Annotated in this window: 19 protein-coding genes; 11 read left to right on the top strand and 8 right to left on the bottom strand. The window is 71.9% G+C overall.

What is annotated here, in order from left to right:
• The first annotated feature begins 155 nt into the window (after positions 1-155).
• Positions 156-575, top strand: coding sequence for a protein-tyrosine phosphatase family protein (locus ACFYPM_RS18615; protein WP_387198071.1), 420 nt, complete (start codon positions 156-158; stop codon positions 573-575).
• Between the two features lie 173 nt (positions 576-748).
• On the opposite strand, the gene ACFYPM_RS18620 is transcribed toward ACFYPM_RS18615, so the two are convergent.
• Entirely contained in the window at positions 749-3043 is a 2295-nt protein-coding gene (locus ACFYPM_RS18620; RefSeq protein WP_387198074.1) for an ATP-binding cassette domain-containing protein, read from the bottom strand.
• A 165-nt stretch (positions 3044-3208) separates the two neighbouring features.
• On the opposite strand from ACFYPM_RS18620, the gene ACFYPM_RS18625 reads away from it, so the two are divergent.
• The 3 genes from ACFYPM_RS18625 to ACFYPM_RS18635 all read left to right on the top strand — a co-directional run bounded on the left by ACFYPM_RS18625 (position 3209) and on the right by ACFYPM_RS18635 (position 6105).
• On the top strand, positions 3209-3937 hold the full coding sequence (locus tag ACFYPM_RS18625) for a MerR family transcriptional regulator (protein ID WP_387198077.1): 729 nt from the start codon (positions 3209-3211) through the stop codon (positions 3935-3937).
• Positions 3938-3981: 44 nt separating this feature from the next.
• Positions 3982-5190, top strand: coding sequence for a D-alanyl-D-alanine carboxypeptidase family protein (locus tag ACFYPM_RS18630; RefSeq protein WP_387198080.1), 1209 nt, complete (start codon positions 3982-3984; stop codon positions 5188-5190).
• Between the two features lie 87 nt (positions 5191-5277).
• Positions 5278-6105 carry a peptidylprolyl isomerase gene (locus tag ACFYPM_RS18635; protein ID WP_387198083.1) on the top strand — a complete coding sequence of 276 codons (828 nt, stop codon included), beginning with the start codon at positions 5278-5280 and terminating at the stop codon, positions 6103-6105.
• A gap of 120 nt (positions 6106-6225) precedes the next feature.
• Here ACFYPM_RS18635 and ACFYPM_RS18640 read toward each other — a convergent pair whose 3' ends face one another.
• Positions 6226-7260 carry a LacI family DNA-binding transcriptional regulator gene (locus tag ACFYPM_RS18640; RefSeq protein ID WP_387198085.1) on the bottom strand — a complete coding sequence of 345 codons (1035 nt, stop codon included), beginning with the start codon at positions 7258-7260 and terminating at the stop codon, positions 6226-6228.
• A 183-nt stretch (positions 7261-7443) separates the two neighbouring features.
• On the opposite strand from ACFYPM_RS18640, the gene ACFYPM_RS18645 reads away from it, so the two are divergent.
• Together ACFYPM_RS18645 and ACFYPM_RS18650 are read left to right on the top strand one after the other, a co-directional pair.
• On the top strand, positions 7444-8412 hold the full coding sequence (locus tag ACFYPM_RS18645) for an acetylxylan esterase (protein ID WP_387198088.1): 969 nt from the start codon (positions 7444-7446) through the stop codon (positions 8410-8412).
• A gap of 80 nt (positions 8413-8492) precedes the next feature.
• A complete protein-coding gene (locus ACFYPM_RS18650) occupies positions 8493-9356 on the top strand; it encodes a M15 family metallopeptidase (protein ID WP_387198091.1) in 864 nt (287 codons plus the stop codon).
• A gap of 138 nt (positions 9357-9494) precedes the next feature.
• On the opposite strand, the gene ACFYPM_RS18655 is transcribed toward ACFYPM_RS18650, so the two are convergent.
• Complete coding sequence (locus ACFYPM_RS18655) at positions 9495-11243, bottom strand: cellulose binding domain-containing protein (RefSeq protein ID WP_387198094.1); 1749 nt, start codon at positions 11241-11243, stop codon at positions 9495-9497.
• 290 nt (positions 11244-11533) lie between these two features.
• The gene (locus ACFYPM_RS18660) at positions 11534-12784 is read right to left on the bottom strand and encodes a spore photoproduct lyase family protein (protein WP_387198097.1); all 1251 of its coding nucleotides are present in this window, start codon (positions 12782-12784) and stop codon (positions 11534-11536) included.
• 95 nt (positions 12785-12879) lie between these two features.
• On the opposite strand from ACFYPM_RS18660, the gene ACFYPM_RS18665 reads away from it, so the two are divergent.
• The gene (locus tag ACFYPM_RS18665; RefSeq protein WP_387198099.1) at positions 12880-14187 is read left to right on the top strand and encodes a ThuA domain-containing protein; all 1308 of its coding nucleotides are present in this window, start codon (positions 12880-12882) and stop codon (positions 14185-14187) included.
• A 305-nt stretch (positions 14188-14492) separates the two neighbouring features.
• Here the strand turns inward: ACFYPM_RS18665 and ACFYPM_RS18670 are convergent, their stop codons facing one another.
• Both ACFYPM_RS18670 and ACFYPM_RS18675 read right to left on the bottom strand, forming a co-directional pair.
• Positions 14493-14666 (bottom strand): hypothetical protein, encoded by a 174-nt coding sequence (locus ACFYPM_RS18670; protein ID WP_387198102.1) that lies wholly within the window; start codon positions 14664-14666, stop codon positions 14493-14495.
• Entirely contained in the window at positions 14639-15115 is a 477-nt protein-coding gene (locus tag ACFYPM_RS18675; protein WP_387198105.1) for a hypothetical protein, read from the bottom strand. The genes ACFYPM_RS18670 and ACFYPM_RS18675 overlap by 28 nt, the downstream gene beginning before the upstream one ends.
• Before the next feature lie 226 nt (positions 15116-15341).
• Here ACFYPM_RS18675 and ACFYPM_RS18680 point away from each other — a divergent pair, with 226 nt between their 5' ends.
• Complete coding sequence (locus ACFYPM_RS18680) at positions 15342-15812, top strand: hypothetical protein (RefSeq protein ID WP_387198108.1); 471 nt, start codon at positions 15342-15344, stop codon at positions 15810-15812.
• Here the strand turns inward: ACFYPM_RS18680 and ACFYPM_RS18685 are convergent.
• Both ACFYPM_RS18685 and ACFYPM_RS18690 read right to left on the bottom strand, forming a co-directional pair.
• Positions 15800-16759 carry a helix-turn-helix transcriptional regulator gene (locus ACFYPM_RS18685; protein ID WP_387198883.1) on the bottom strand — a complete coding sequence of 320 codons (960 nt, stop codon included), beginning with the start codon at positions 16757-16759 and terminating at the stop codon, positions 15800-15802. The genes ACFYPM_RS18680 and ACFYPM_RS18685 overlap by 13 nt on opposite strands.
• Before the next feature lie 74 nt (positions 16760-16833).
• Entirely contained in the window at positions 16834-18237 is a 1404-nt protein-coding gene (locus ACFYPM_RS18690; RefSeq protein ID WP_387198111.1) for a glycosyltransferase family 39 protein, read from the bottom strand.
• A 348-nt stretch (positions 18238-18585) separates the two neighbouring features.
• Here ACFYPM_RS18690 and ACFYPM_RS18695 point away from each other — a divergent pair, with 348 nt between their 5' ends.
• From ACFYPM_RS18695 to ACFYPM_RS18705, 3 genes are all read left to right on the top strand, one after another.
• Positions 18586-20583 (top strand): GTP-binding protein, encoded by a 1998-nt coding sequence (locus ACFYPM_RS18695; protein WP_387198114.1) that lies wholly within the window; start codon positions 18586-18588, stop codon positions 20581-20583.
• An 85-nt stretch (positions 20584-20668) separates the two neighbouring features.
• A complete protein-coding gene (locus tag ACFYPM_RS18700; protein ID WP_387198117.1) occupies positions 20669-20794 on the top strand; it encodes a hypothetical protein in 126 nt (41 codons plus the stop codon).
• A 125-nt stretch (positions 20795-20919) separates the two neighbouring features.
• Positions 20920-22119, top strand: a complete 1200-nt coding sequence (locus tag ACFYPM_RS18705) for an RtcB family protein (protein WP_387198120.1) — start codon at positions 20920-20922, stop codon at positions 22117-22119.
• The last annotated feature ends 110 nt before the right edge of the window (positions 22120-22229 follow it).

Below are 22229 nucleotides of genomic sequence, written 5' to 3' on the forward strand. Positions count from 1 at the left end.
ATCGCCTTCGCGGAATACCGTTCGGCTGGAGCCGCGTCGCGCCACTCGCCGAGAGGCGACCTGCACACCGACACCAGCGCCGCCCCCGGCCCACACGGCCGGGGGCGGCGCTGTCTGTGCCCACCTGTCGGTCCGGGAGCGGCATAATCGCTCGGGTGACCGGTTCTCAGCCCTGGCCCGAGCAGTCTGGTTTGCTCGTACTCCCCAGCGGGGTGACGGTACGCGGGCGTCGCGTCGCCGCGGTGACGTCGCCCGCCGACTTCGCCCTGCTGTTGGCTCCCGGCCCGGTTCCGGCGTGGCCGCACCCGCGGATCCGGTGGCCCGATTTCTGGGTGCCGACCGATGGGGCGGACGCCCTCGATGCTCTGCGGGCGGCGTTGCGGCGCGCCCACGACGGCGCCCGCGTCGAGGTGGCCTGTCGGGGTGGGGTGGGGCGTACCGGGACCGCGCTGGCCGCGTTGGCGATCCTCGACGGCCTGCCGGCCGAGCGGGCGGTGCCCTGGGTCCGGGAGGGTTACCACCCCAAGGCGGTGGAGACGCCCTGGCAGCGGCGCTGGCTGCGCCGCGTCGCCTGACCGCCTCCGACGCCCGCCGCGCGGGCCTGCCTCCGTCGGGCCTGCCTCCGTCGGGCCTGCCTATGTCGGGCCTGCCTCCGTCGGGCCTACCTATGTCGGGCCTGCCTCCGTCGGGCCTACCCTGTCGGGCCTACCCTGTCGGGCCTACCCTGTCGGGCCTACCCCTGTCGGGCCTACCCCTGTCGGGTCACCGCCGGTTCGTCGACGTACTCGCGCAGGTGGGTGGCGGTCAGTGTGTCACCACGGGCGACCAGGTCGGCGGGCGTGCCGGTGAAGACGATTTGGCCGCCGTCGTGGCCGGCGCCCGGCCCCAGGTCGATGAGCCAGTCCGCGTGGGCCATGACGGCCTGGTGGTGCTCGATGACGATCACCGTGTTGCCGGCGTCGACCATCCGGTCGAGCAGGGCCAGCAGTTGGTCCACGTCGGCCAGGTGCAGGCCGGTGGTGGGTTCGTCCAGCACGTAGGTGGTGGTCTTCTCCGCCAGGTGGATGGCGAGCTTGAGTCGTTGCCGTTCCCCGCCGGACAGGGTGGTCAACGGTTGGCCGAGGCTGAGGTAGCCCAGCCCGACGTCGACCAGCCGGCCGAGGATGAGGTGCGCCGGACCACCCGGGAAGAACGCGTACGCCTCGGTGACCGACATGGCCAGCACCTCGCTGATGTTCTTGCCGCGCAGCGTGTACGTGAGCACCTCGTCGGTGAAGCGTCGACCCTCGCAGCGTTCGCAGACGCTGGCGACGCCGGCCATCATCGCCAGGTCCGTGTAGATCAGCCCAATTCCCTTGCAGGCCGGGCAGGCGCCCTCGGAGTTGGCGCTGAACAGGGCCGCCTTGACGCCGTTGGCCTTCGCGAAGGCGGTACGGATCGGGTCGAGCAGCCCGCTGTAGGTGGCCGGGTTGCTGCGCCGGGACCCGCGGATGGGGGACTGGTCCACGATGACCACCCCGGACCGGCCGCGCAGCGACCCGTGGATCAGTGAACTCTTGCCGGAGCCGGCCACGCCGGTGACCACGGTGAGCACGCCGAGCGGGATGTCCACGTCCACGTCACGCAGGTTGTGCAGGTCGGCCTGGCGGATGGCGAGCTGCCCGGTCGGTGGGCGTACCTGCTCGCGCAGGGTCACCCGGTGGTCCAGGTGCCGGCCGGTGAGGGTGTCGGAGCGGCGCAGCGTGGGCACGTCGCCGGTGAAGCAGATCCGGCCGCCGTCGGTGCCGGCCCCGGGCCCGAGGTCGACGACGTGGTCGGCGATGGCGATGGTCTCCGGCTTGTGCTCGACCACCAGCACCGTGTTGCCCTTGTCGCGCAGTCGCAGCAGCAGGTCGTTCATCCGGGCGATGTCGTGCGGGTGCAGGCCGACGGTGGGTTCGTCGAAGACGTACGTGACGTCGGAGAGGCTGGAGCCGAGGTGCCGGACCATCTTGACCCGTTGCGCCTCACCGCCGGAGAGGGTGGCCGACTCCCGGTCCAGGCTGAGGTAGCCCAGACCGATCTCGACCAGGGACTCCAGCAGGTCGCGCAGGTTGGCGATCAGTGGTGCGACCCCCGGGTCGTCGATGCCGCGCACGACAGTCGCCAGGTCGCTGATCTGCATCGCCGAGCAGTCGGCGATGGTGCGTCCGGCGATCCGCGACGACAGGGCCGCCGCGTTGAGTCGGGTGCCGCCGCAGTCGCCGCAGGTGGTGAAGGTGACCGCCCGGTCGACGAAGGCGCGGATGTGCGGTTGCATCGACTCGCGGTCCTTGGCCAGGTAGAGCCGCTTGACCTTGACCACCAGGCCTTCGTACGTCCAGTTGTTGCTGCCTACCTTGATCTTCGTGGACGGCTTGTGGAGGAAGTCCTCCCACTGTTGCGGGGTGAAGTCCTGGAGTTTGACGTCCGGGTCGAACAGGCCGGAGCCGGCCATCGTCTGCCAGTACCAGGAGTCGACGGCGAAGTTCGGCACGGTGATGGCGCCGTCGTTGAGGGAGCGCTCGACGTCCACCAGCTCGTTGATGTCGAGGTCGGAGACGCGGCCCAGCCCCTCGCAGGTGGGGCACATGCCCTCGGGCAGGTTGAAGCTGAACGCCCCGGCACCGCCGATGGACGGCTGGCCGAGCCTGCTGAAGAGGATCCGCAGCATGGCGTACGCGTCGGTGGCGGTGCCGACGGTGGAGCGGGAGTTGACCCCCATCCGCTCCTGGTCGACGACGATGGCCGCGCTGAGGTTGCGCAGCGAGTCGACGTCCGGCCGGTTGAGGTTCGGCATGAACGACTGGAGGAACGCGCTGTAGGTCTCATTGATCATGCGCTGGGACTCGGCGGCGATGGTGCCGAAGACCAGCGACGACTTGCCCGAACCCGAGACGCCGGTGAAGACGGTCAACCGGCGTTTGGGGATGTCGACCGAGACGTCGGCGAGATTGTTCTCCCGCGCCCCGCGTACCTCGATCATGTCGTGGCTGTCGGCGGCGGACCATGCTGGCTGCGACATGCGAACCCTTCACGGAGTCGTGGCGGGACTCTGCCCCGCCGATGCTGGCGGGTTCTATTGTCTCATTCATGCACATGTAGAGACTTTCGTCGAGAACCAAGCGCACGACGTGGCAGTACGTCCGGGAAAGTCTCAAATCACGTCGTAAGCGGTACGGTGGCTCGCGTGGACATCTCCCCGAAGGATCGACTCCGGGCCGTGGACCTGGCGGCCACCGTCGGGATCTCGGTGCAGCAGGTGCGCAACTACGTCGAGCAGGGTGTGCTGCCCCCGGCGCGGCGGACCGAGAGCGGCTACCGGATCTTCACGACCGCGCACGCCCGGGCGCTGAGCGTCGCGCGACGGCTGGCCGAGGGGCACGGCTGGAGCCGCGCCCGGGAGATCATGGCGGCGGTGCATCGGGGTGACCTCCCGGCGGCCCTGGCCGCGCTCGACGGCGGTCACGCCGAGCTGGACCGGGAACGCGCCGAGATCCGCCGGGTGCTCGGCGCCTTCGAGACCGTGCTGGCCAGCCCATCGTTGGCCCGACCCGCACCACGCCGCGCCGCCCGCATCGGCGAGGTCGCCGCCCTGGTCGGGGTCCGAACCTCCCAGCTTCGGCTCTGGGAGCAGCGTGAACTGCTGCGGCCGGGCCGCGCTCCGGGCACCAACTACCGGGTGTACGACGAGGTGGAACTACGCGCCGCGCAGGTCATCGCGTTGCTGCGCCGGGGCGCGTACCCGTTCGAGATCATCGAGGCGGTGCTGGAGGAACTACGGACCACCGGCAGCCCCCAGCGCGTCCGCGCCGAACTGGCCCGCCGCGAGCAGGACCTGCACATCCGCAGCCTGCGCCGGCTGCGGGGCACTGCCGCCCTGCACGACTACCTGCGCGGTGGCGGCGAGGCGGGTTGACCGACCCGTCCCACCGAGCGATCTTGTTGGCTAGGGTCGGGCACATGAGAGCTGCACTGCTGGCGGCCACGGCGTCCGCCGTCCTGCTCGCTCCCGCGCCGGTCGCCGCCGCGGGAGCGTCCGCCGGGGCAACCGTGCGCTGCCCGCGGGTGCCGGCCCCGGCGGTGTCCCGCCCGCCCCGACCCGCACCCCCGCCCGCCGTTCCCGCGCAGCGGGTGGTCGGCGGCGCGGCCCTGGACACGACCGGCCTGGTCGTGCCGGCCGACGCCCCCGCGCCACCGGCGATCACCGCCACGTCGTGGCTGGTCGCCGACCTGGACAGCGGCCAGGTGCTCGGCGGCTGCGGCCCACACGAGTACGGCACCCCGGCCAGCGTGCAGAAGCTCCTGTTGGCGGCCACGATGCTGCCTCGGTTGGACCCGAAGCAGACGGTGACCGTCACCGAGGACGACATGCACATCGAGCCCGGCTCCTCCGCCGTGGGACTCGTCGCGGGCGGTCGGTACACCATCGAGACCATCTGGCTCGGGCTGCTGCTCAACTCCGGCAACGAGGCTGCCAACGCGCTGGCCCGGCTCGGCAGCGGGACGGACAGCGCCGCCGGCGTACGCGCGATGAACGAGCAGGCCCATCACCTGGGCGCGCTGCAGACACACGCGGTCACCCCGTCGGGGCTGGACGGCAAGGGGCAGTTCACCAGCGCGTACGACCTGGCGCTGATCGCCCGGGCCTGCTTCGCCGACCCGACCTTCCGCCGGTACGCGCTGACCGAGCAGACGCAGATTCCCACCCAGCCGGCGCAGCGCACCAAGGGTTTCCAGATCCAGAACGAGAACCAACTCATCTACCGGTACCCGGGCGCGCTCGGCGGCAAGACCGGCTTCACCGATCTGGCCCGGCACACCTACGTGGGCGCGGCGGAACGCGGCGGGCGGCGGCTGGTGGTGACCCTGTTGGGTGCCGAACCGGCGCCGCTGCGCGGCTGGGAGCAGGGCGCGACACTGCTGGACTGGGGCTTCACGCTGCCCCGGGACGCCTCCGTGGGCCGGCTGGTCGAAGCGGGGGAGTTGACCGCCACCGCGTCGGCGACGCCGTCCACGCTGGCCGCGCCCGGTGCGCCCCGGCCGGCGGCGGCCAGCGGACCCGCGCGTACCGGCTCGGGGTGGTTGTGGTCGGTGACCGCGGTGAGTGGCGCGGGCGTGCTGGCGCTGTTGGGTGGGCTGCTGTGGCGGCGTCGCCGTCGGCTGCCCTGAGCCGCTGACTGGCCGGACGGATCGACATCGGGCGCTGGCCTCCATAGACTCCGGTCTTTCTGGCACCACAAGTCCAGGAGGATCACCGTGTCGAGTGAACTCGAACCGCACCGCGGCGTGGCGGCACCCCGCCGGCCGGTGCACGTCCTGTCCCGCCTCGCGGGGGTGACCGCGCTCGCCGGGGCGCTCGTCGTCGGGGCGTCCCCGAGCGCGGTCGCCGCGCCCGCCGCCCCCGAGGGCGCTTCCACCGCCGCGGACGCCACCACCCGACCGCCGCGCACCACCCACGGCCCGTGCGCGTACACCGAGACACCCGACGAGCCCGCGGCCCGGCCGGTGCCGCTGCCGCCCGACCCACGGCGCACCCCGGCCCGGGGCAGCGTCCGGGTGACCCTGTCGACCAACCACGGACCGATCGGGTTGACACTGGACCGGGCCGCCGCACCATGCACCGTACAGAGCTTCCTGCACCTGGTCGGCAAGCGTTTCTACGACCGCACCCCGTGCCACCGGCTGACCGCGTACCCGACGCTGAGCGTGCTGCAGTGCGGTGACCCGTCGGGCACCGGCGAGGGCGGCCCGGGCTACCGGTACCGCGACGAACTGCCGACCGACCTGCCGCCGGCGCCCACCGACCCGACCGGGGAACGCCGGGTGTACGCCCGGGGCGTGCTGGCGATGGCCAACGCGGGGCCGGACACCAACGGCAGCCAGTTCTTCCTGGTCTACGCCAACTCGGCGCTGCGTCCCAACTACACGATCTTCGGCGAGGTCGACGCGGCCGGTGTGGCCACCCTGGACCGGATCGCGGCCGGGGGAGTGGCGCCGACCGCCGAGGACCCGGCACCGGTCGACGGCGCGCCCGCGCTGCCGGTGACCATTCGCAAGGCCGTCCGCGCGCACCACCACCATTGAGCACGCGGCGCGGTGGGCGGCCCCTCGGCCGCTCACCGCGCCAGCCGGGTCAGCCCGGCGACCGAAATTCTCGAAAGCAGATCGGAACTGGTTCGACCGGTTACCGACCCAGTTCCGACCTCACGACGGGCTGGGCGACCCGGACGGCGGGGCGGTGCTGTCGCGGACGACCAGTTCCGTGGCGAGTTCCACACGGGGCGAGTCGATGCCCTCACCCTGGGCCAGGCGCAGTACGGTCCGGGCCGCCAACCGTCCCATCTCGACCAACGGCTGCCGCACCGTGGTCAGCGGTGGCGATGCCCAGCGGGCCTCCGGCAGGTCGTCGAAGCCGACGACGCTCACGTCGTCCGGCACCCGCAGCCCGCGCCGCCGGATGGCCTCGTAGACGCCGAAGGCCATCTGGTCACTCGCGGCGAAGATGCCGGTCGGCGGGTCGGCGAGGTCGAGCAGCGCGGTCGCACCGGAGAACCCGGAGGCGTGGTAGAAGTCGCCCGGGTAGATCAGCGCGTCGTCCACCGGCACTCCGGCGCTCTCCAACCCGGCCCGGTAACCGTCGAGCCGCGCCCGGCTGCACAGCAGGTGCGTCGGCCCCGCCACCAGGCCGATGCGCCGGTGCCCGATCGCCAGCAGGTGCTCGGTCGCGGCCATTCCGCCGGCCCAGTTGGTGGCACCGATCGTCGGCACGTCCATGGCCGGAACACCGGCCGGGTCGACGACCACCACCGGCACGTTGAGGCGGCGCAGTTGCGCGTGCAGCGGCGGGCTGAGGTGCGAGGTCACGAAAATGACCCCGTCGGTGGCGCGGGTGCGCAGGTTTTGCAGCCACTGCCGGGCGGCGGTGGGCTGCCGGTGGATCGCGGAGACCACCGTGCCGACTCCCGCGCCGTGCCCGACATCCTCCACGCCCCGGATGATTTCCACGGCCCAGGGGCTGTCCAGGTCGTTGAAGACCAGGTCGACGAGGCCGGCGCGGCGAACGCTGCGGCTGGTGCGTCGCCGGTAGCCATGGTGGCGCAGCAACTCCTCGACTCGCTCCCGGGTGTCCGGTGCGACATCGGAGCGACCGTTGAGGACCCGTGACACGGTCGGCACCGACACCCCGGCTTCCCGTGCGATCGCGGTGATGGTCACCCTGCGTCCGTCGTCCGCGCCCACCCGCGTCTCCTTCACCGAGCCGGAAGAACGACCACGAGACGTCGTCAACCGAGGATCCCGGAACGGTGTGCCCGTTCCACGCGTCATCTTGCCTCACCGACGGGGGTTGACGACATGCCAGGTCGGTTCTAGCGTTCGGCGAAGTTGCGGAATGTTTCCGGAACTTCGTCGACCGGGGACGGCATGTACACCGATCTACCTGAGGAACAGCTGCGTGACTACCGCGGCGTCGTCACGGAGCCGGCGGACTTCGACGACTTCTGGGCCGACACCCTGACCGAGGCCCGGCGTGCCGGCTGGCCGGTGCGGGCCGAGCCGGTCGCGACCGAGTTGGACAGCATCGACGTGTTCGACGTGACCTTCGCGGGTTTCGCCGGCCAGTCCGTGCGGGCCTGGCTGCGGGTGCCCCGCGGCGCCGACACGGCGTTGCCGACGGTGGTCCAGTTCGCCGGCTACGGCGGCGGGCGCGGGCACCCGCTGGAGAACCTGCTCTGGGCCGCCGCCGGGTTCGCGCACCTGCAGATGGACACCCGGGGGCAGGGTTCGGGTTGGAGCCGGGGCGACACCCCGGACCTCGGCGCGGCCGGGCCGGAGGCGCCCGGCGTCACCACCCGGGGCATCGCCGACCCGAAGACCTACTACTACCGGCGGCTGATCACCGACGCCGTCCGGGCGGTGGACGCCGTCCGGACCCTGCCGCTCGTCGATCCGACCCGGGTGGCGGTGCTCGGGCACAGCCAGGGTGGAGGGCTGGCGCTGGCGGCCGGCGCGTTGGCACCCGGGGTACGGGCGGTGGTCGCGTTCGTGCCGTTCCTCTGTGACATCCCGCGCGCGGTGGTGACCACCGCCGCCCGCCCCTACCGGGAGATCCGCGACTACCTGGCGATCCACCGGGACGCCGAGGAGCGGGTGCTGACCACCCTCGCGTACGTCGACGGGGTCAACTTCGCCCGCCGCTGCCCTCGCCCGGCGCGGTACTCGGTGGCGTTGATGGACGAGATCGTCCCGCCGTCGACGGTCTACGCGGCGGCCAACGCCCACGCCGGGCCGAGCGAGTTGGCGGTGTGGCGCTACAACGGCCACGAGGCCGGCGGAATCGACGACGACGAGTCGGCGCTGGTCTTCCTGCGCGCACACCTGACCGAGAGCTGACCGGGGCACGTGCCGAGCGGGGCCGACCCGGAACGGGTGCATCCGGCCCGCGCCGCCGGCCCGGCTGATAGACAGGAGAGGTGGGTCACCGGATCGCCGTCGCGCTCGTGGTCGCCGCGCTGCTCGGCGGTTGCTCGCGGCCGGAGCCCCGCCCCACGCCGGCCGCGCCCCCGTCGACGCCGGTGAGTCCCACCCCCCGGCCCACCCCCGCGCCGCCCACCCCCGCGACGTCCAGCTCCGCCGCCGCCCGGCTGCCCGGATTCGTGGACCTGAGCGACGTCGACCCGCGCATCCACGCCGACATCCGCTACGCCACGGCGCACAACTTCGTGGGCCGCCCGATCGCCGGCTACCCGGAGCCGCTGTGCCTGCTCACCCGGCAGGCCGCCGAGGCGCTGCGCCGGGTGCAGGACGCCGCCCTCTCCGGCGGGCGCAGCCTCAAGGTGTACGACTGCTACCGCCCGCAGCCGGCGGTGGACGACTTCGTCGCCTGGTCGAAGCGCCCCGGCGAGCAGCAGACCAAAGCCGAGTTCTACCCCGACCTGGCCAAGGATCGGCTCTTCGCCGAGGGCTACATCGGTGCGCCCACCGCGCACAGCCGGGGCAGCACCATGGACCTGACGCTTGTGGACGATCCCGCCGCCGACCAGCCCGTGTACCGGCGTGGGCAGCCGCTCGTCGCCTGCACCGCGCCCCCGGGGCGGCGCTTCGCCGACAACAGCATCGACATGGGTACGGGCTTCGACTGTTTCGACTCCCGGGCGCACACCGCCGACCCCCGCATCACCGGTACGGCGCGAGTCAACCGGCGGTTGTTGCAGCGGCTGATGACCGACGCCGGCTTCGTCAACTACGACCGCGAGTGGTGGCACTACAGCCTGCGCGACGAGCCGTTCCCGGACACGTTCTTCGCCGCGCCGGTCGCCCGCTCGTCGGTCGGCTGACGCGCCGCCCTCCGGCATGCGCGATGGCGCTGACCCGGCCGGTCGATACCGCGTCCGCCCGGCGCAGGCGGCCGGTGGGGCGTGTGGGTGCGGATCCGCGATCCAACACCCACACGCCCACCTGGGAAGGTGCGGCCCTCAGAGGGTGAACACCAGCGTGGAGATGCTGCGGGCGGCCACGTTGATGGTGGCCTGACCGCCGTTGACGCTTGTCGGCTGGCTGGCCGCGTTGGCGTTCTGCGAGGTGAGGTAGTGCTCGGCCCGGGTGACGTTCTGCGGCGCCTGGACCACGGCGTTGGTGACCGCGCTGTTCGAGCGGTTGAGGATCACCAGGGTCACCTTGCCGTCGCCCTGGTAGGCGGTCACCTCCAGCGGGGAGGCCTTGGAGCCCTTCGTCAGTGCGACGCGCTGGTAGCCGGGGCGGACGTACTTGGCGTACTGCGAGAAGGCGTACCCGCGCTTGAGCGGAGCGCCCGCGACGGTGCCGAACGCCGACTCGCCGTCACCGATGAAGGAGTAGTAGCGCTTGCCGTACCACCAGATGTAGGCGCTCCAGTTGGCCTCCATCGACCGGTGCACGGTGCGCATGATGTCGTCGAGCGTCTCGTTCCAGACGGTGACGTTGGCGGGGTTGCCCCAGATGTTGGAGCCGCCACCGTCGGCGGCGTGCAGGTTCCACTCGGTCATCCACACCGGCTTGTTGTACTGCGCCGCCAGGGGATACGGCTTGAGCCGACCGGACTCCTCGGTGCCGTACAGGTGCCCGCCGATGTAGCCGGTGTTGTTGCGGGCGGTGGTGTCGTTCAGGGTCGGATCGGTGAAGTTGTAGTTGAGGTTGACCGCCTCGGCGACCATCAGCCTGGTGTTCTGCACCTTCGTGCCCTGGTCCCGGACGAAATTGCGCAGCTCGGTGCCGCTCCAGTCCATCGAGTCGTAATCCGGGTGCCAGTCCGGCTCGTTCTGCACCGAGGTGACGTCGATGTTCACGCCCTGGCCACGCATGTACTGCACGTAGCTGTTCAGATGGTTCGCGTAGTCGTCGTAGTAGTCGGTCTTCAGCTTGCCGCCGTTGACCCGGCTGTTGTTCGTCTTCCACGCCGCCGGCGCGGTCCACGGCGAGGCGAGGATCTTCACGTTCGACCCGTACGACTCCGCCGTCTTCAGCGAGTCCACGTGCGTCGCCCACTCGCTGGACACCGGCGACAGGCCGGTCCGCACGATGGACAGCCCCAACTGGTTGGCACCCAGCCCGACGAGCGTCTGGGTGTCCGTCGTCGACCAGGCGCTACCCCAGATCGACTGCGCGGCCCCGAACCCGTCGACTGTCTGGTATCTGGTCGCGCTGTTCACCGTGATGTCCGCCGGCCCGTTCGGCGGTGGGGTGGTCGGGGGCGGGGTCGTCGGCGGTGGGGTGGTTGGTGGCGGGGTCGTCGGCGGTGCGCTGGTCGGCGGTGGCGTGGTCGGTGCCGGTTCGCCGGTGCAGGCCACCCCGTTGAGCGTGAAGCTGGCCGGCGCGGGGTTGCTGCCGGTCCACGAGCCGTTGAAGCCGAACGAGACGGTGCCGTTGGTGGCGATCGCCCCGTTGTAACTGACGTTCCTGGCGGTGACCGCCGCGCCGCTCTGGGTCAGTGTCGTGTTCCACGCCTGCGTGACGGTCTGACCGGCGCTGTAGGACCAGGCCAACGTCCAGTTGCTGACCGGATCACCGAGATTGGTGATGGCGACGTTGGCGCCGAACCCGCCCTGCCACTGCGACGACACGCTGTAATCCACCGAACAGCCAGCGGCCGCTGCCCCGGCCGGCATCGCCACGGCGATCGCCGTCGATGCCACAAGCGCCGCGCCGGCGGACACCGCGGCGGCCCGGATAACTCTGGGTCTTCTCATAGACCATTCTCCTGATGATCGGGGGCGTGAACGCGCGAAGTGCCGCGTTGCCATGACAGATCGCTGTCGGGCCACGCCGCCACCGTGGCCAGGACAGCGGTGCGGCACAGTGTGAGCGCTAACAGGTGCTGCCCATCGCACCCGACACCAAATCGCTCAATGCCCCGCTGGCGGCCGAGCTCCCGACGGCACGCCACATACACCCGCATCGACTTTGGTGGATGAGGGGGTCGCCGTCAAGCGACGCCGGCGAGGTTCGCGAAAGTTTTCCGAAACAAGCCGGGACCGGCTCAGGTCCAGTAGAGGATCCGGCCGGCCGGCACCCGCGAGGCGAACTCGGCGGTGAACCAGCCCCGCAGCTCAGCCATGGTGTCGCGCGGGTAGACGTACTTCACCGCGCCGAACTTGCCGTGTTTACGGCTGCGCGACTCCTCGTCCATCTCCAGCCGGGTGCGCGGGTACCAGCCCAGCAGCACCTCCTTGCTGCCCGGCGTGAACCGGTGGGTGATCAGCTCGGCGGTCAGGTCCAGCCTCGGCACCCCGTCGACCGCCGCGCGGACCTGGTCGAGCAACTCGCCGTAGCTTTCCCGCCAGTCGGGCAGCGCGATGATCGGGGCGATGGTCAGCCCGACCGGGTAGCCGTCGAGCGCGAGCCGGCGCAGCGCGGCCAGCCGCTCCGGCACCCGGGCGGTGCCGCCTTCGAACCGCTCACTCACCGGTGCGCAGTTGACGCTGAACCGGACCCGGGTACGGCCGGCGTGCGGCAGCCCGACGAAGGTGTCCACGTCGGCGTACTTGGTGGTCCAGCGCAGTTGCACGGGTGCGTCCCAGGCGGCGAAGTGCTGCACCGCCCGCCGCCAACTGCCGGTCAGGTGCTCCAGCGCGAGCGGATCGGTGTAGCAGGACGCCTCGAAGGTGGTGCCCTCGTCGGCGCGTCGCACGTTGCGGCTGGTCACGGTCCCACGCCCGGCGTATGCGGCCAGCCCGGCCAGGATGTCGTCGAGATCCGCGTACACCCTGGTCACCGGCGGGCCGGACAGCGAACCGGCGAGGTAGCAGTACTGGCAGTGCGCCGGGCACCCCTCGGCCAGGTCGACCCGCCAGTCGGCGCTGGGCGCGATGGGTTGCAGGGTACGCCGCGAGGGTGGGCTGACCACGATCGCCATGGTGGCCTTCGCCCGCGCGTACGTCTCCCGGTCGGTTTGTCCGCGTACCCCGGTGAGCCGGTTGGCTCGCAGGTGTTCCACCTCGATGCCCTGTGCCTGCACCAGCTCGACGATCCGCTGGCCGTGCGGGTGCTCCAGCGCGGCCGGGGTGGCCACCACTCGGCGCGGGGTCCAGCGGCGGGCCGGCCGGGCCGCGGGTGCGAGCCCCGCGAGGTCACGGGTCGGCACCCACTCGCCGCTGGCGTCGTGCGGCGCGGCGGGCAGGTCGACGGCGAGGGGCGAGTCGACGTCGACGGCGTCCGGGCTGGTCATCGGGCCGGAGTACCCGCTGGCACCGGAATCCCACCCGATCGGCCGACCCATGATTGACGCCATCGGTGCCACCGCATAACCTTTCGTCTATCTGTAAACCTTGTGAACAAATGCAGGTCGACGCGGCGGCGCGCGTTCCCACTCGAAGGGACGATCAGGTGATCGCAGAACTCTCCTCCCGTACCAGACGAATCTTGTCGTTGTTCGTCGCTCTGCTGGTCGCGCTGAGTGCCGGCCTCGCGGTCAACGCCTCGCGGTCCGCGCAGGCCGCGCCGACGTTCAAGGTCCTGGCCTTCTACAACGGCACCTGGGACGCCGCGCACATCGACTTCGTCCGGGACGCCCGGGCCTGGTTCCCGCAGGCCGCCGCGCAGCACGGCTTCTCCTGGGAGGCCACCAACAACTGGGGCCTGCTGAACACCGCGAACCTGGCCCAGTACAAGGTCGTCATGTTCCTGGACGACGCGCCGCCCACCGCGCAGCGGGCCGCGTTCCAGCAGTACATGCAGAACGGCGGGGCGTGGTTCGGCTTCCACGTCAGCGCGTGGACCGACAACCCGTCGAGCTGGAGCTGGTACTACAACACCTTCCTCGGCACCGGCTCGTTCCAGACCAACACCTGGGGACCCACCCGGGTCACCATGCGCGCCGACAACCGCACCCACCCGGCCACCCGGAACGTCCCGGCGACCTTCCCGTCGTCGATCAGCGAGTGGTACTCCTGGAGCAACGACCTGCGGCAGAACCCGAACATCGACATCCTCGCCTCGGTCGACCCGTCCAGCTTCCCGGTCGGCACCGACCCCAACCAGTCCTGGTACGGCGGGTACTACCCGCTGGTGTGGAGCAACCGGCAGTACAAGATGCTCTACGCCAACTTCGGCCACAACGCCATGAACTACAGCACCAACACCGGGCTGTCGTCGACGTTCGACAGCGCGCAGCAGAACCAACTGCTCATCGACGGGCTGCACTGGCTCGCCGGCGCCGGCACCGTCCCCCCGACCACGCCTCCGCCGACCGACGGCATCTCACCGACCGCGTGGCACACGGTGGTCAACCGGGGCAACGGCAAGTGCGTGGACGCGCGGGCCGCCGCCAGCGCGAACGGCACCGCAGTCCAGCAGTACGCCTGCAACGCCAGCGCGGCACAGCAGTACCAGTTCGCGCCGACCAGCGGCGGCTACCTGCGGGTCAACAACCGCACCAACGCCGCCCAGGTGCTCGACGTGACCGACCGGTCGACAGCCGACTCGGCGCGGATCCAGCTCTGGTCCTACAGCGGTGGCAACAACCAGCAGTGGCGTGCCGAGTCGGAGGGCGGCGGCTACTACCGCCTGGTCAACCGGCAGAGCGGCAAGTGCCTCGACGTGCCCGGAGCGTCCGCGGCGGACAGCGTCCAACTCATCCAGTACACCTGCAACGGCACCGCCGCGCAGTCCTTCCGGCTGGTGCCGCAGTCCTAGGTCTGACCCGGTAACCTCCCCGGCCCGACCAGCCCCGTCTGCCGCCCCGCCTCATCGGCCGGCACGACCAGGGGTCGGCATTTCGGCTCCGTCACCACCACTCCCGACGGTGGTGGCGGAGCCGAAGTCGACAGGTGTCGTCAGCAGCCAGAGGTCACCTTCCTGGGACGTGCCGGTGGGTGCCGGCGAAGACGAGGCCGAACTCGTAGGCGAGGACCGCCGCCTGGGTGCGTCGGCGCGCACGGACAGCATGATGGCCCATCCCGAACGGATCAGCTCGTCGTCGTCGGCCAGCGCCACCCGGATCACAGCGGCAGCCTCGCCTCGACGCGCCACGTTCCGCCCGTCTCCTCCCACCCGCAGGTGCCACCGGCCAGGCGTGCCCGCAGGCGCATGCCGCTCAGACCTCGACTCTCCGGGGCGGCGACGCCCCCCGTCGCGTTGCACACGGTCAGGACCAGGTCGGCACCCACGGCCACCTCGAGGGTGACCGGGAGCCCACGGCGACGGAGGCAACCAGCAGCGTGGCCGTGAACACAAGCGCCTCGGCCAGTTCCTCCGGCGCCTCGCGCCACAGCTCGTCGAGCCGGACGAATGCGGGAGTCATCGCCAGCACACCCGCGCTGAGGGTGGCGCCGCCGAAGAGGTTCACGCTGGTGAGTGCCACCAGATAGACGCGGTCGGCCCGCTGTGGCACGTCGATGTCCAGCAGTTCCGACAGGGCTGCCACCTCCAGACGCTGGATCAGCGGCGTCATGGCGAGCAGCACCGAGGCCGGCAGGCACGCCACCCACAGCAGCAGCACACGCTCCGGTGTCACCTCGGTCAGGATCAGCAGGCCGAGCGCCACGGCGGCCGGCGTCAGCAGCGCGGCGCCCAGTAGTTGGTGAAGTCCGGCGCGGACGGCTCGATCGATGTGACGCTGCACGACGACCGACGGTAGTCGAGAGCCCGCGCGATGCACTCCCTCGGCGGAGGGAGGTGGCCCGGCCTGCTTGGTTCCTAGCGTGAGCGGCATGAGAACACCCGATCGCCTCAGTGCCCCCAGCCCTCGGCCGCCGTCACCGGTGGCCGCCGAGACAGGAGGATCGCGGCTAGGCGCGGCGTGGCACTCTGCCCACGCCCCGGTGGCGGGAGTGCCCCGCTGGGCGCGAGTGACCGCCTACGTCATCCCGTTCACCGTGCTGCCGTCCGGCCTCTGGCGGCTGCCGGCCGGGTTAGGCGACGGCACCGGTCTCGACGGGTGGGCGTACCTCATCTGCCTCTCGATCGTGGCGGAGCTGATCGCGTTCACCGCCGTCGGGCTCGTCGCCGCCTGGGGAGAGCAGTTTCCGCGCTGGATTCCCTGGCTGGGTGGCCGCCGGGTGCCGACCCCGGCCGCCCTCATACCCGCGACGCTCGGCGCGACGGTCCTGACCGTCCTGTGGACCAGCGCCTTCATCCGGATCTTCGCCGGGGTCACCATGCGAGGCACGCCGCTCCCGCCGGACTTTCCCACCCAGGGCGGCGCCTGGGAGGCGGCGATCTTCTACGCCTGCTACCTCCCGCTGCTGTTGTGGGGACCACTGCTCGCCGCGGTCAGCTACGCCTACTACCGGTGGCGCCGGGGCCGCTACGACATCTGAGCGGCCCGACCGAACCGGGCGGCGACGGCACGTACGACGGCGCGCAGCTCCGGCGGGTCGAGCACGTCGAAGTCGACCTCGATGGTGCTGAGGAAGGCGGCCAGGTTGCGCAGCGACTCCCCACCGGTGTGCAGCAGGCAGGTCCGCTCGTCGATCGCCTCCAGCAGTCCCGCCGTGCTGGGGATCCGCTGGGCGACCTGGTCGGCCGACGCGTGCAGGCGTACCCGGGCCGGGTGTGGCCAGGCGGTGGAGCCGACGCCGCGCAGCACGTGCGCGACCGCGTCACCGCCTGGCGGCTCCCGAGGCGTGAAGCGCGGGCCGGTCGGCACCCGGGGCCGGATCCGGTCGGCGCGGAAGGTCCGCCAGTCGGCCCGGTCGGTGTCCCAGCCCAGCAGGTACCAGCGTCGACCGGTGTAGACCAGTCGGTACGGCTCGACGTCGCGCACGGTGGCCGTACCGTCGTGCCCGGCGTAGTCGAACCGCAGGCGCTCGGCCCGGTGCACTGCCGTCGAGACGGCGGTGAGCGTGCCGGCGTCCACGGTCGGGCCGCCGCCCGCGGCGGAGACCGTCGCGGCCCGCAGGGCGTCCACGCGGTGCCGCAACCGCGACGGCAGCGACTGTTCCAGCTTCGCCAACGCCCGCAGCGACGTCTCCTCGATCCCGGTCACCGAACCGCCCGCGGCCGCCCGCAGCCCGACGGCGACCGCCACGGCCTCGTCGTCGTCGAGCAGCAGCGGCGGCAGGGCCGACCCGGCGCCGAGCCGGTAGCCTCCGGCGACCCCGGGGTGGGACTCGATCTGGTAGCCCAGCACCCGCAGGCGCTCCACGTCGGTGCGGACGGTGCGGGTGGTGACGGCCAGCCGATCTGCCAGCTCCGCGCCGGACCACTCCCGGCGAACCTGCAGGAGGGTCAGCAGCCGCAGCAGCCGCACCGAGGTCTCCACCATGCCCGCGAGTCTGCCAGGCATCGCGGAAGCTCTCCTTCCGCGACAGCCCCGGCTGCCTACCGCTGCCGGCTCCGTCAGACCGTGCGCACCAGGAGGCTGATGCTCAGCAGCGGGTACCGCCACCGTTGCGCCTCCCGGTAGCCGGCGCTGATCCGTTCCCGCTTGCCGGGTGCCATGTCGCGCAACGGGTCGGCCGAGGGATCGGCCCCGACGACCCAGATGCGCGGTGGTGTGCCGAGGCAGGTGGCGTCCAGGCATTCTGTTGCCAGATACCTGCCGTCGCTGCGCTGTGGGGCGACGCGCAGCACGTCCGGGGGGCGTGGGGCCGGCAGGTAGCGCTCGTAGATGTCGCGCGGTGACCACGGGATGCTCGGGTGGCTGTCCGGAAACACCGCGACATCGCCGGGCCGGTAGTGGGGACCGATGACCGCCGCGATGCGGTACGAGTCCTGGCTGTGACCGGCGTGGGCGCGAATGGTGACGTGTGCGGGGAGGGCCAGGACGGCCGCCAGGGCTACCGCGACGACGGCCGGCGACCGCCCGACCCGGGCCAGGGCGCACGCCGCGAGGACGGCCAGCGCCGGCAGCACGACAAGCACGTAGCGGGCCACCCAGACGTGTAGCTGGGTGCCGGCGAGCAACAGCAGCGCCATCGGGACGAACGCCGCGCCGCCCAGGCAGACGTACGCCGGGGCGCGGCGTACGCCGAGAACCGCGAGGACGAGGACGAGCCCGCCGACGGCCGCCGAGTGGAAGAGCCGATCCGGGAACGCCTGGAGGGCACCCAGGTCGACAAGCGCGATCCAGGACACCTGGGCGCTCTGCCCCCAACCCCAGACCGACAGCGCGAGCGCCGGCAGTACACCCACAGCGGCCGCCGCCAGCCACCCGCGTACGGGCTGCCAGCCCGCGGCGCGGCGGGGCAGGTGCCACCAGCCGACCGCGACGGCGTGACCCGCGAGCATCAGCAGGCCGTTGAGCGGATGCAGCAGCCCGACGACGCCGACGGCGGCGGCGTACCCGGCGAGGCGGCGGCGCGCCGGCTCCTCCAACAGCCCGATCAGGCACCACACGGCGATTGCGGCACCGAGGATCACCAGGGCGTAGGACCGGGCCTCCTGCGCGTAGCGGGAGGTCACCGGCAGGATCGCGAAGAGCAGCCCGGCCAACAGGCCCGTCCCGGTGCCGCCGAGTCGACGCCCGAGCGCGGTCACCACCACCGTGGCGACGGTGATGGCGGCGACCGAGGGCAGCCGCAACGCGGCCGTGGACGTGCCGGCCACGGCGACGTACACCTTCATCAGGGCGTAGTAGGGGGTCAGGACCGCGTCCACCGAACCCGCGAGCTGCCACAGCTGCGACCAGCTCAACCGGACCGCGCCCCAGGTGGCCAACTCGTCGGCCCAGAGGGCTGGGCCGGTCAGCCGCCACCGGCCCAGCACCAGCGCGACGAGCGCGGGGAGCACCCAACTCGCCACCGTCGCACCGGACCGGGTGTTGCTCGGTACCTGATCCGCGTCCGCGAAAGGCAGGTCCGGTGGGGCGGCGAGGGTGCCGGCGCGGGGCGACGGCCAGGTGGCGGTGATGGTGGTTCTCCCGGAACAGGGGCGGACGGTGCCCGCGCGAACCTAGCCGCGTCAGGTGAGCACGCGGCATCGCGGAGCCGGACAGTACGTGAACGGGAGCCCGGTTAAATCGATTGCCCGGCCCGCGACGGTCTGCTGAACTACCCGAAACCGACACCAACAGTCAGGGAGCACCAATGCGCGCTGCGTCGATGTCCGACCAGAAGGTATCTGTCGCCTACCTGAGGGACCTGACGCCGCGTGAAGACTCTGAACCTCGGCATCCTGGCTCACGTCGATGCCGGTAAGACCAGCCTGACCGAGCGGCTGTTGCACGACGTCGGCGTGACCGACCAGCTCGGTAGTGTTGACGCGGGCAGCACCCGGACGGACTCCCTGGCCCTGGAACGGCAACGCGGGATCACCATCCGCTCGGCCGTCGTCTCCTTCGTGCTGGACGACGTGACCGTCAACCTGATCGACACGCCCGGTCATCCGGACTTCATCGCCGAGGTCGAGCGGGTGCTCGGCGTGCTCGACGGCGCGGTGCTGGTGATCTCCGCGGTGGAGGGGATACAACCGCAGACCCGGGTGCTGATGCGGACCCTGCGCCGGCTGCGCATCCCGACACTGATCTTCGTCAACAAGGTCGACCGGGCCGGGGCGGACCCCGAGCGGGTCGTGCGGGCCGTCGCGGAGCAGCTCACTCCGAGCGTGGTGGCAATGGGCTCGGTGGCAGCGCCGGGGACTCGCGGCGCGCACTGCTCGCCGTACGGCCCCGCCGACGTGGGGTTCACCGACCGGCTGCTCGACGTGCTCGCGGGGCAGGACGACGGGTTGCTCGCCGACTGGGTGGCGGACCCCTCGGCGGTGCCGTACCCACGACTGCGCCGGGTGCTGGCGACGCGGACCCGCCGGGCGCTGGTGCAGCCCGTGTACGCCGGCTCGGCGATCACCGGCGCCGGCGTGGACGCGCTGATCGCCGGCATCACCGAACTGCTGCCGACCGGTCAGGGCGACCTGGACGCCCCGGTCTCCGGCACCGTGTTCGCCATCGAGCGGGGACCGGCGGGGGAGAGGATCGCCCTGGTCCGCCTCTTCGCCGGCACGATCCGGGTCCGCGACCGGGTTCGCGTCGGTACCGCCGACGCCGCGCTGGTCACGGCGATACGTGTCGCCAGCCAGGGGGCCGACGTGGTGGCGTCGTCGGTCGGTGCCGGCCACATCGCCCGGCTCTGGGGTGTGCCGGACGCGCGGATCGGCGACCCGGTCGGCGTACCCCCGCACCGTGCCGGCGCGGACCGCCACTTCGCGCCACCCACGCTGGAGACGGTGGTGGTGCCGGAGCGCCCCGTCGACCGGGTCGCGCTGCACGCGGCGCTGAGCCAACTTGCCGAACAGGACCCGCTGATCAACCTGCGGCAGGACGACCGGCGGCACGAGATCAGCGTGTCGCTCTACGGCGAGGTGCAGAAGGAGGTCATCCAGGCCACCCTGGCCGACGACTTCGGCGTGCGGGTGACGTTCCGGGAGACCAGCGTGGTGCACGTGGAGCGGGTGTGCGGCGTCGGCGAGGCGGTCGAGGTGATCGCGGTGGCGCCCAACCCCTTCCTGGCCACCGTCGGGCTGCGGATCGGCCCGGCGCCGACCGGGGCCGGTGTGAGGTTCCACCTCGGCGTCGAGCTGGGTTCGATGCCACCCGCCTTCTTCGCCGCCGTGGAGGAGTCCGTGCGCCGGACCCTGCGCCAGGGTCTGCACGGGTGGGAGGTCCCCGACTGCGAGGTGACGATGACCCACGCCGGCTACTGGGCGCGGCAGAGCCACTCGCACGGCAGCTTCGACAAGAGCATGTCCAGCACCGCCGGGGATTTCCGCAATCTCACCCCGTTGGTGCTGATGGCCGCGCTCAGCCGTGCCCGTACGCGAGTCCACGAACCGGTGCACCGGTTCCGGTTGGAGGTGCCCGGTGACGTCCTCGGCACGCTGTTGCCCGCGCTCACGCGACTGGACGCGGTGCCGAGCGACACCATCGGGCGGGGCACGTCGTACCTGGTGCGGGGCGAGATCCCGGCGGGCCGGGTGCACGCGCTGGAGCGTCGTCTGCCCGCGCTGACCCGGGGTGAGGGCGTGTTGGAGACCGAGTTCGACACCTACCGCGTGGTGCCCGGTCCCACCCCCACCCGGCCCCGCTGGGACAACGATCCGCTCGACCGCAAGGGGTATCTGCTGGCGGTCGCCCGCCGGGTCGGCGGCCGGTAACGGCGATATCCATTGCGGACGCCCCGCAGCCCTCCTAGTCTCGTCGGTGCAAGGTCGACCGAGCACACCCCGAAGGGAGTACGCCGTGCCACGACGCATCCGCACCGTTGCCGTCCGGCAGTTGCTCCCTGCCGGCGGGTCTCTGCTCGGCACCACCAGAACCTGTGCGTACCCGGCGCTGCGGCGCAACGAGCCGGGGTGGCGCGACTGACCCGACGCTGACGCGTCCGCCGGCCGCCCATCCCACCGGGATCGGGCGGCCGTTTCGTACCCGCGCACCGCCGCAGCGCCCACACCTGATCATTAACGGTCAACGCACGACAGGAGGAGACCACGATGGGATTCACCCCTCTCGCCGGTACCCGGGCACCGGTCCGGGTCTGGGCCGACCCCTACGCGATCGAGCCGCAGGCCGCCAAGCAGCTGCGCAACATCGGCGCGCTGCCCTGGGTGCAGGGTGTCGCCGTCATGCCCGACGTGCACTTCGGCAAGGGCGCCACGGTCGGCTCGGTGATCGCGATGCGGCAGGCCGTCTCGCCGGCCGCGGTCGGCGTCGACATCGGCTGCGGGATGTCGGCGGTGCGCACGTCGCTGACCGCCGCCGACCTGCCGGACGACCTGGCCGGGCTGCGCTCCGCGATCGAGGCCACCATCCCGGTCGGCTTCACCCAGCGCGACGACTCGGTCGACACGCGTCGGATCCGGGGTCTGGAGCAGGCCGGCTGGGACGACTTCTGGGGCCGGTTCGCCGGCCTGGACCGGCGGGTGGCGCAGTTGGAGACGCGGGCGCGGCGGCAGCTCGGCACCCTCGGCGGGGGTAACCACTTCATCGAGGTCTGCCTGGAGCAGGGCGGCGCCGACGAGGGGCGGGTCTGGCTGATGCTGCACTCCGGGTCCCGCAACATCGGCAAGGAGTTGGCCGAGCGGCACATCGGGGTGGCCCGGGGGCTGCCGCACAACGCCGACCTGCCGGACCGGGACCTGGCCGTGTTCCTCACCGGAACGCCGCAGATGGACGCGTACCGGCGGGATCTGTGGTGGGCGCAGGAGTATGCGCGGCGCAACCGGGCGGTCATGCTGGCCCTGCTCTGCGGGGTGGTACGGGAGCAGTTCCCGCAGGTCACCTACGACGAGTCGATCAGCTGCCACCACAACTACGTGTCCGAGGAGAGCTACGACGGGGTGGACGTGCTGGTGACCCGCAAGGGCGCCATCCGGGCCGGCCGGGGCGACCTGGGCATCATCCCCGGGTCGATGGGCACCGGGTCGTACATCGTGCGGGGCCGGGGTAACCCGGACGCGTACTGCTCGGCGTCGCACGGGGCCGGGCGTCGGATGTCGCGGGCGCAGGCCAAGCGGACGTTCAGCACCGAGGACCTGGCCGCGCAGACCGCCGGGGTGGAGTGCCGCAAGGACGCCGGGGTGGTCGACGAGATCCCCGGCGCGTACAAGGACATCACCGAGGTGATGGCCCAGCAGGAGGACCTGGTCGAGGTGGTCGCGCACCTCAAGCAGGTGGTCTGCGTGAAGGGCTGACGTGCCGTGGGGGGGGGGGGGGGGGGGGCCCCCCCCCGCCCCCGGGGGGCCCCGCCCCAAAAACCCGCCGGGGGGGGGGGCCGGCCCCCGCGGCGCCCCCGCCCCCCCCC

Origin of the sequence: Micromonospora sp. NPDC005203, from assembly GCF_042872705.1 — a bacterium.
Lineage (GTDB): Bacteria > Actinomycetota > Actinomycetes > Mycobacteriales > Micromonosporaceae > Micromonospora.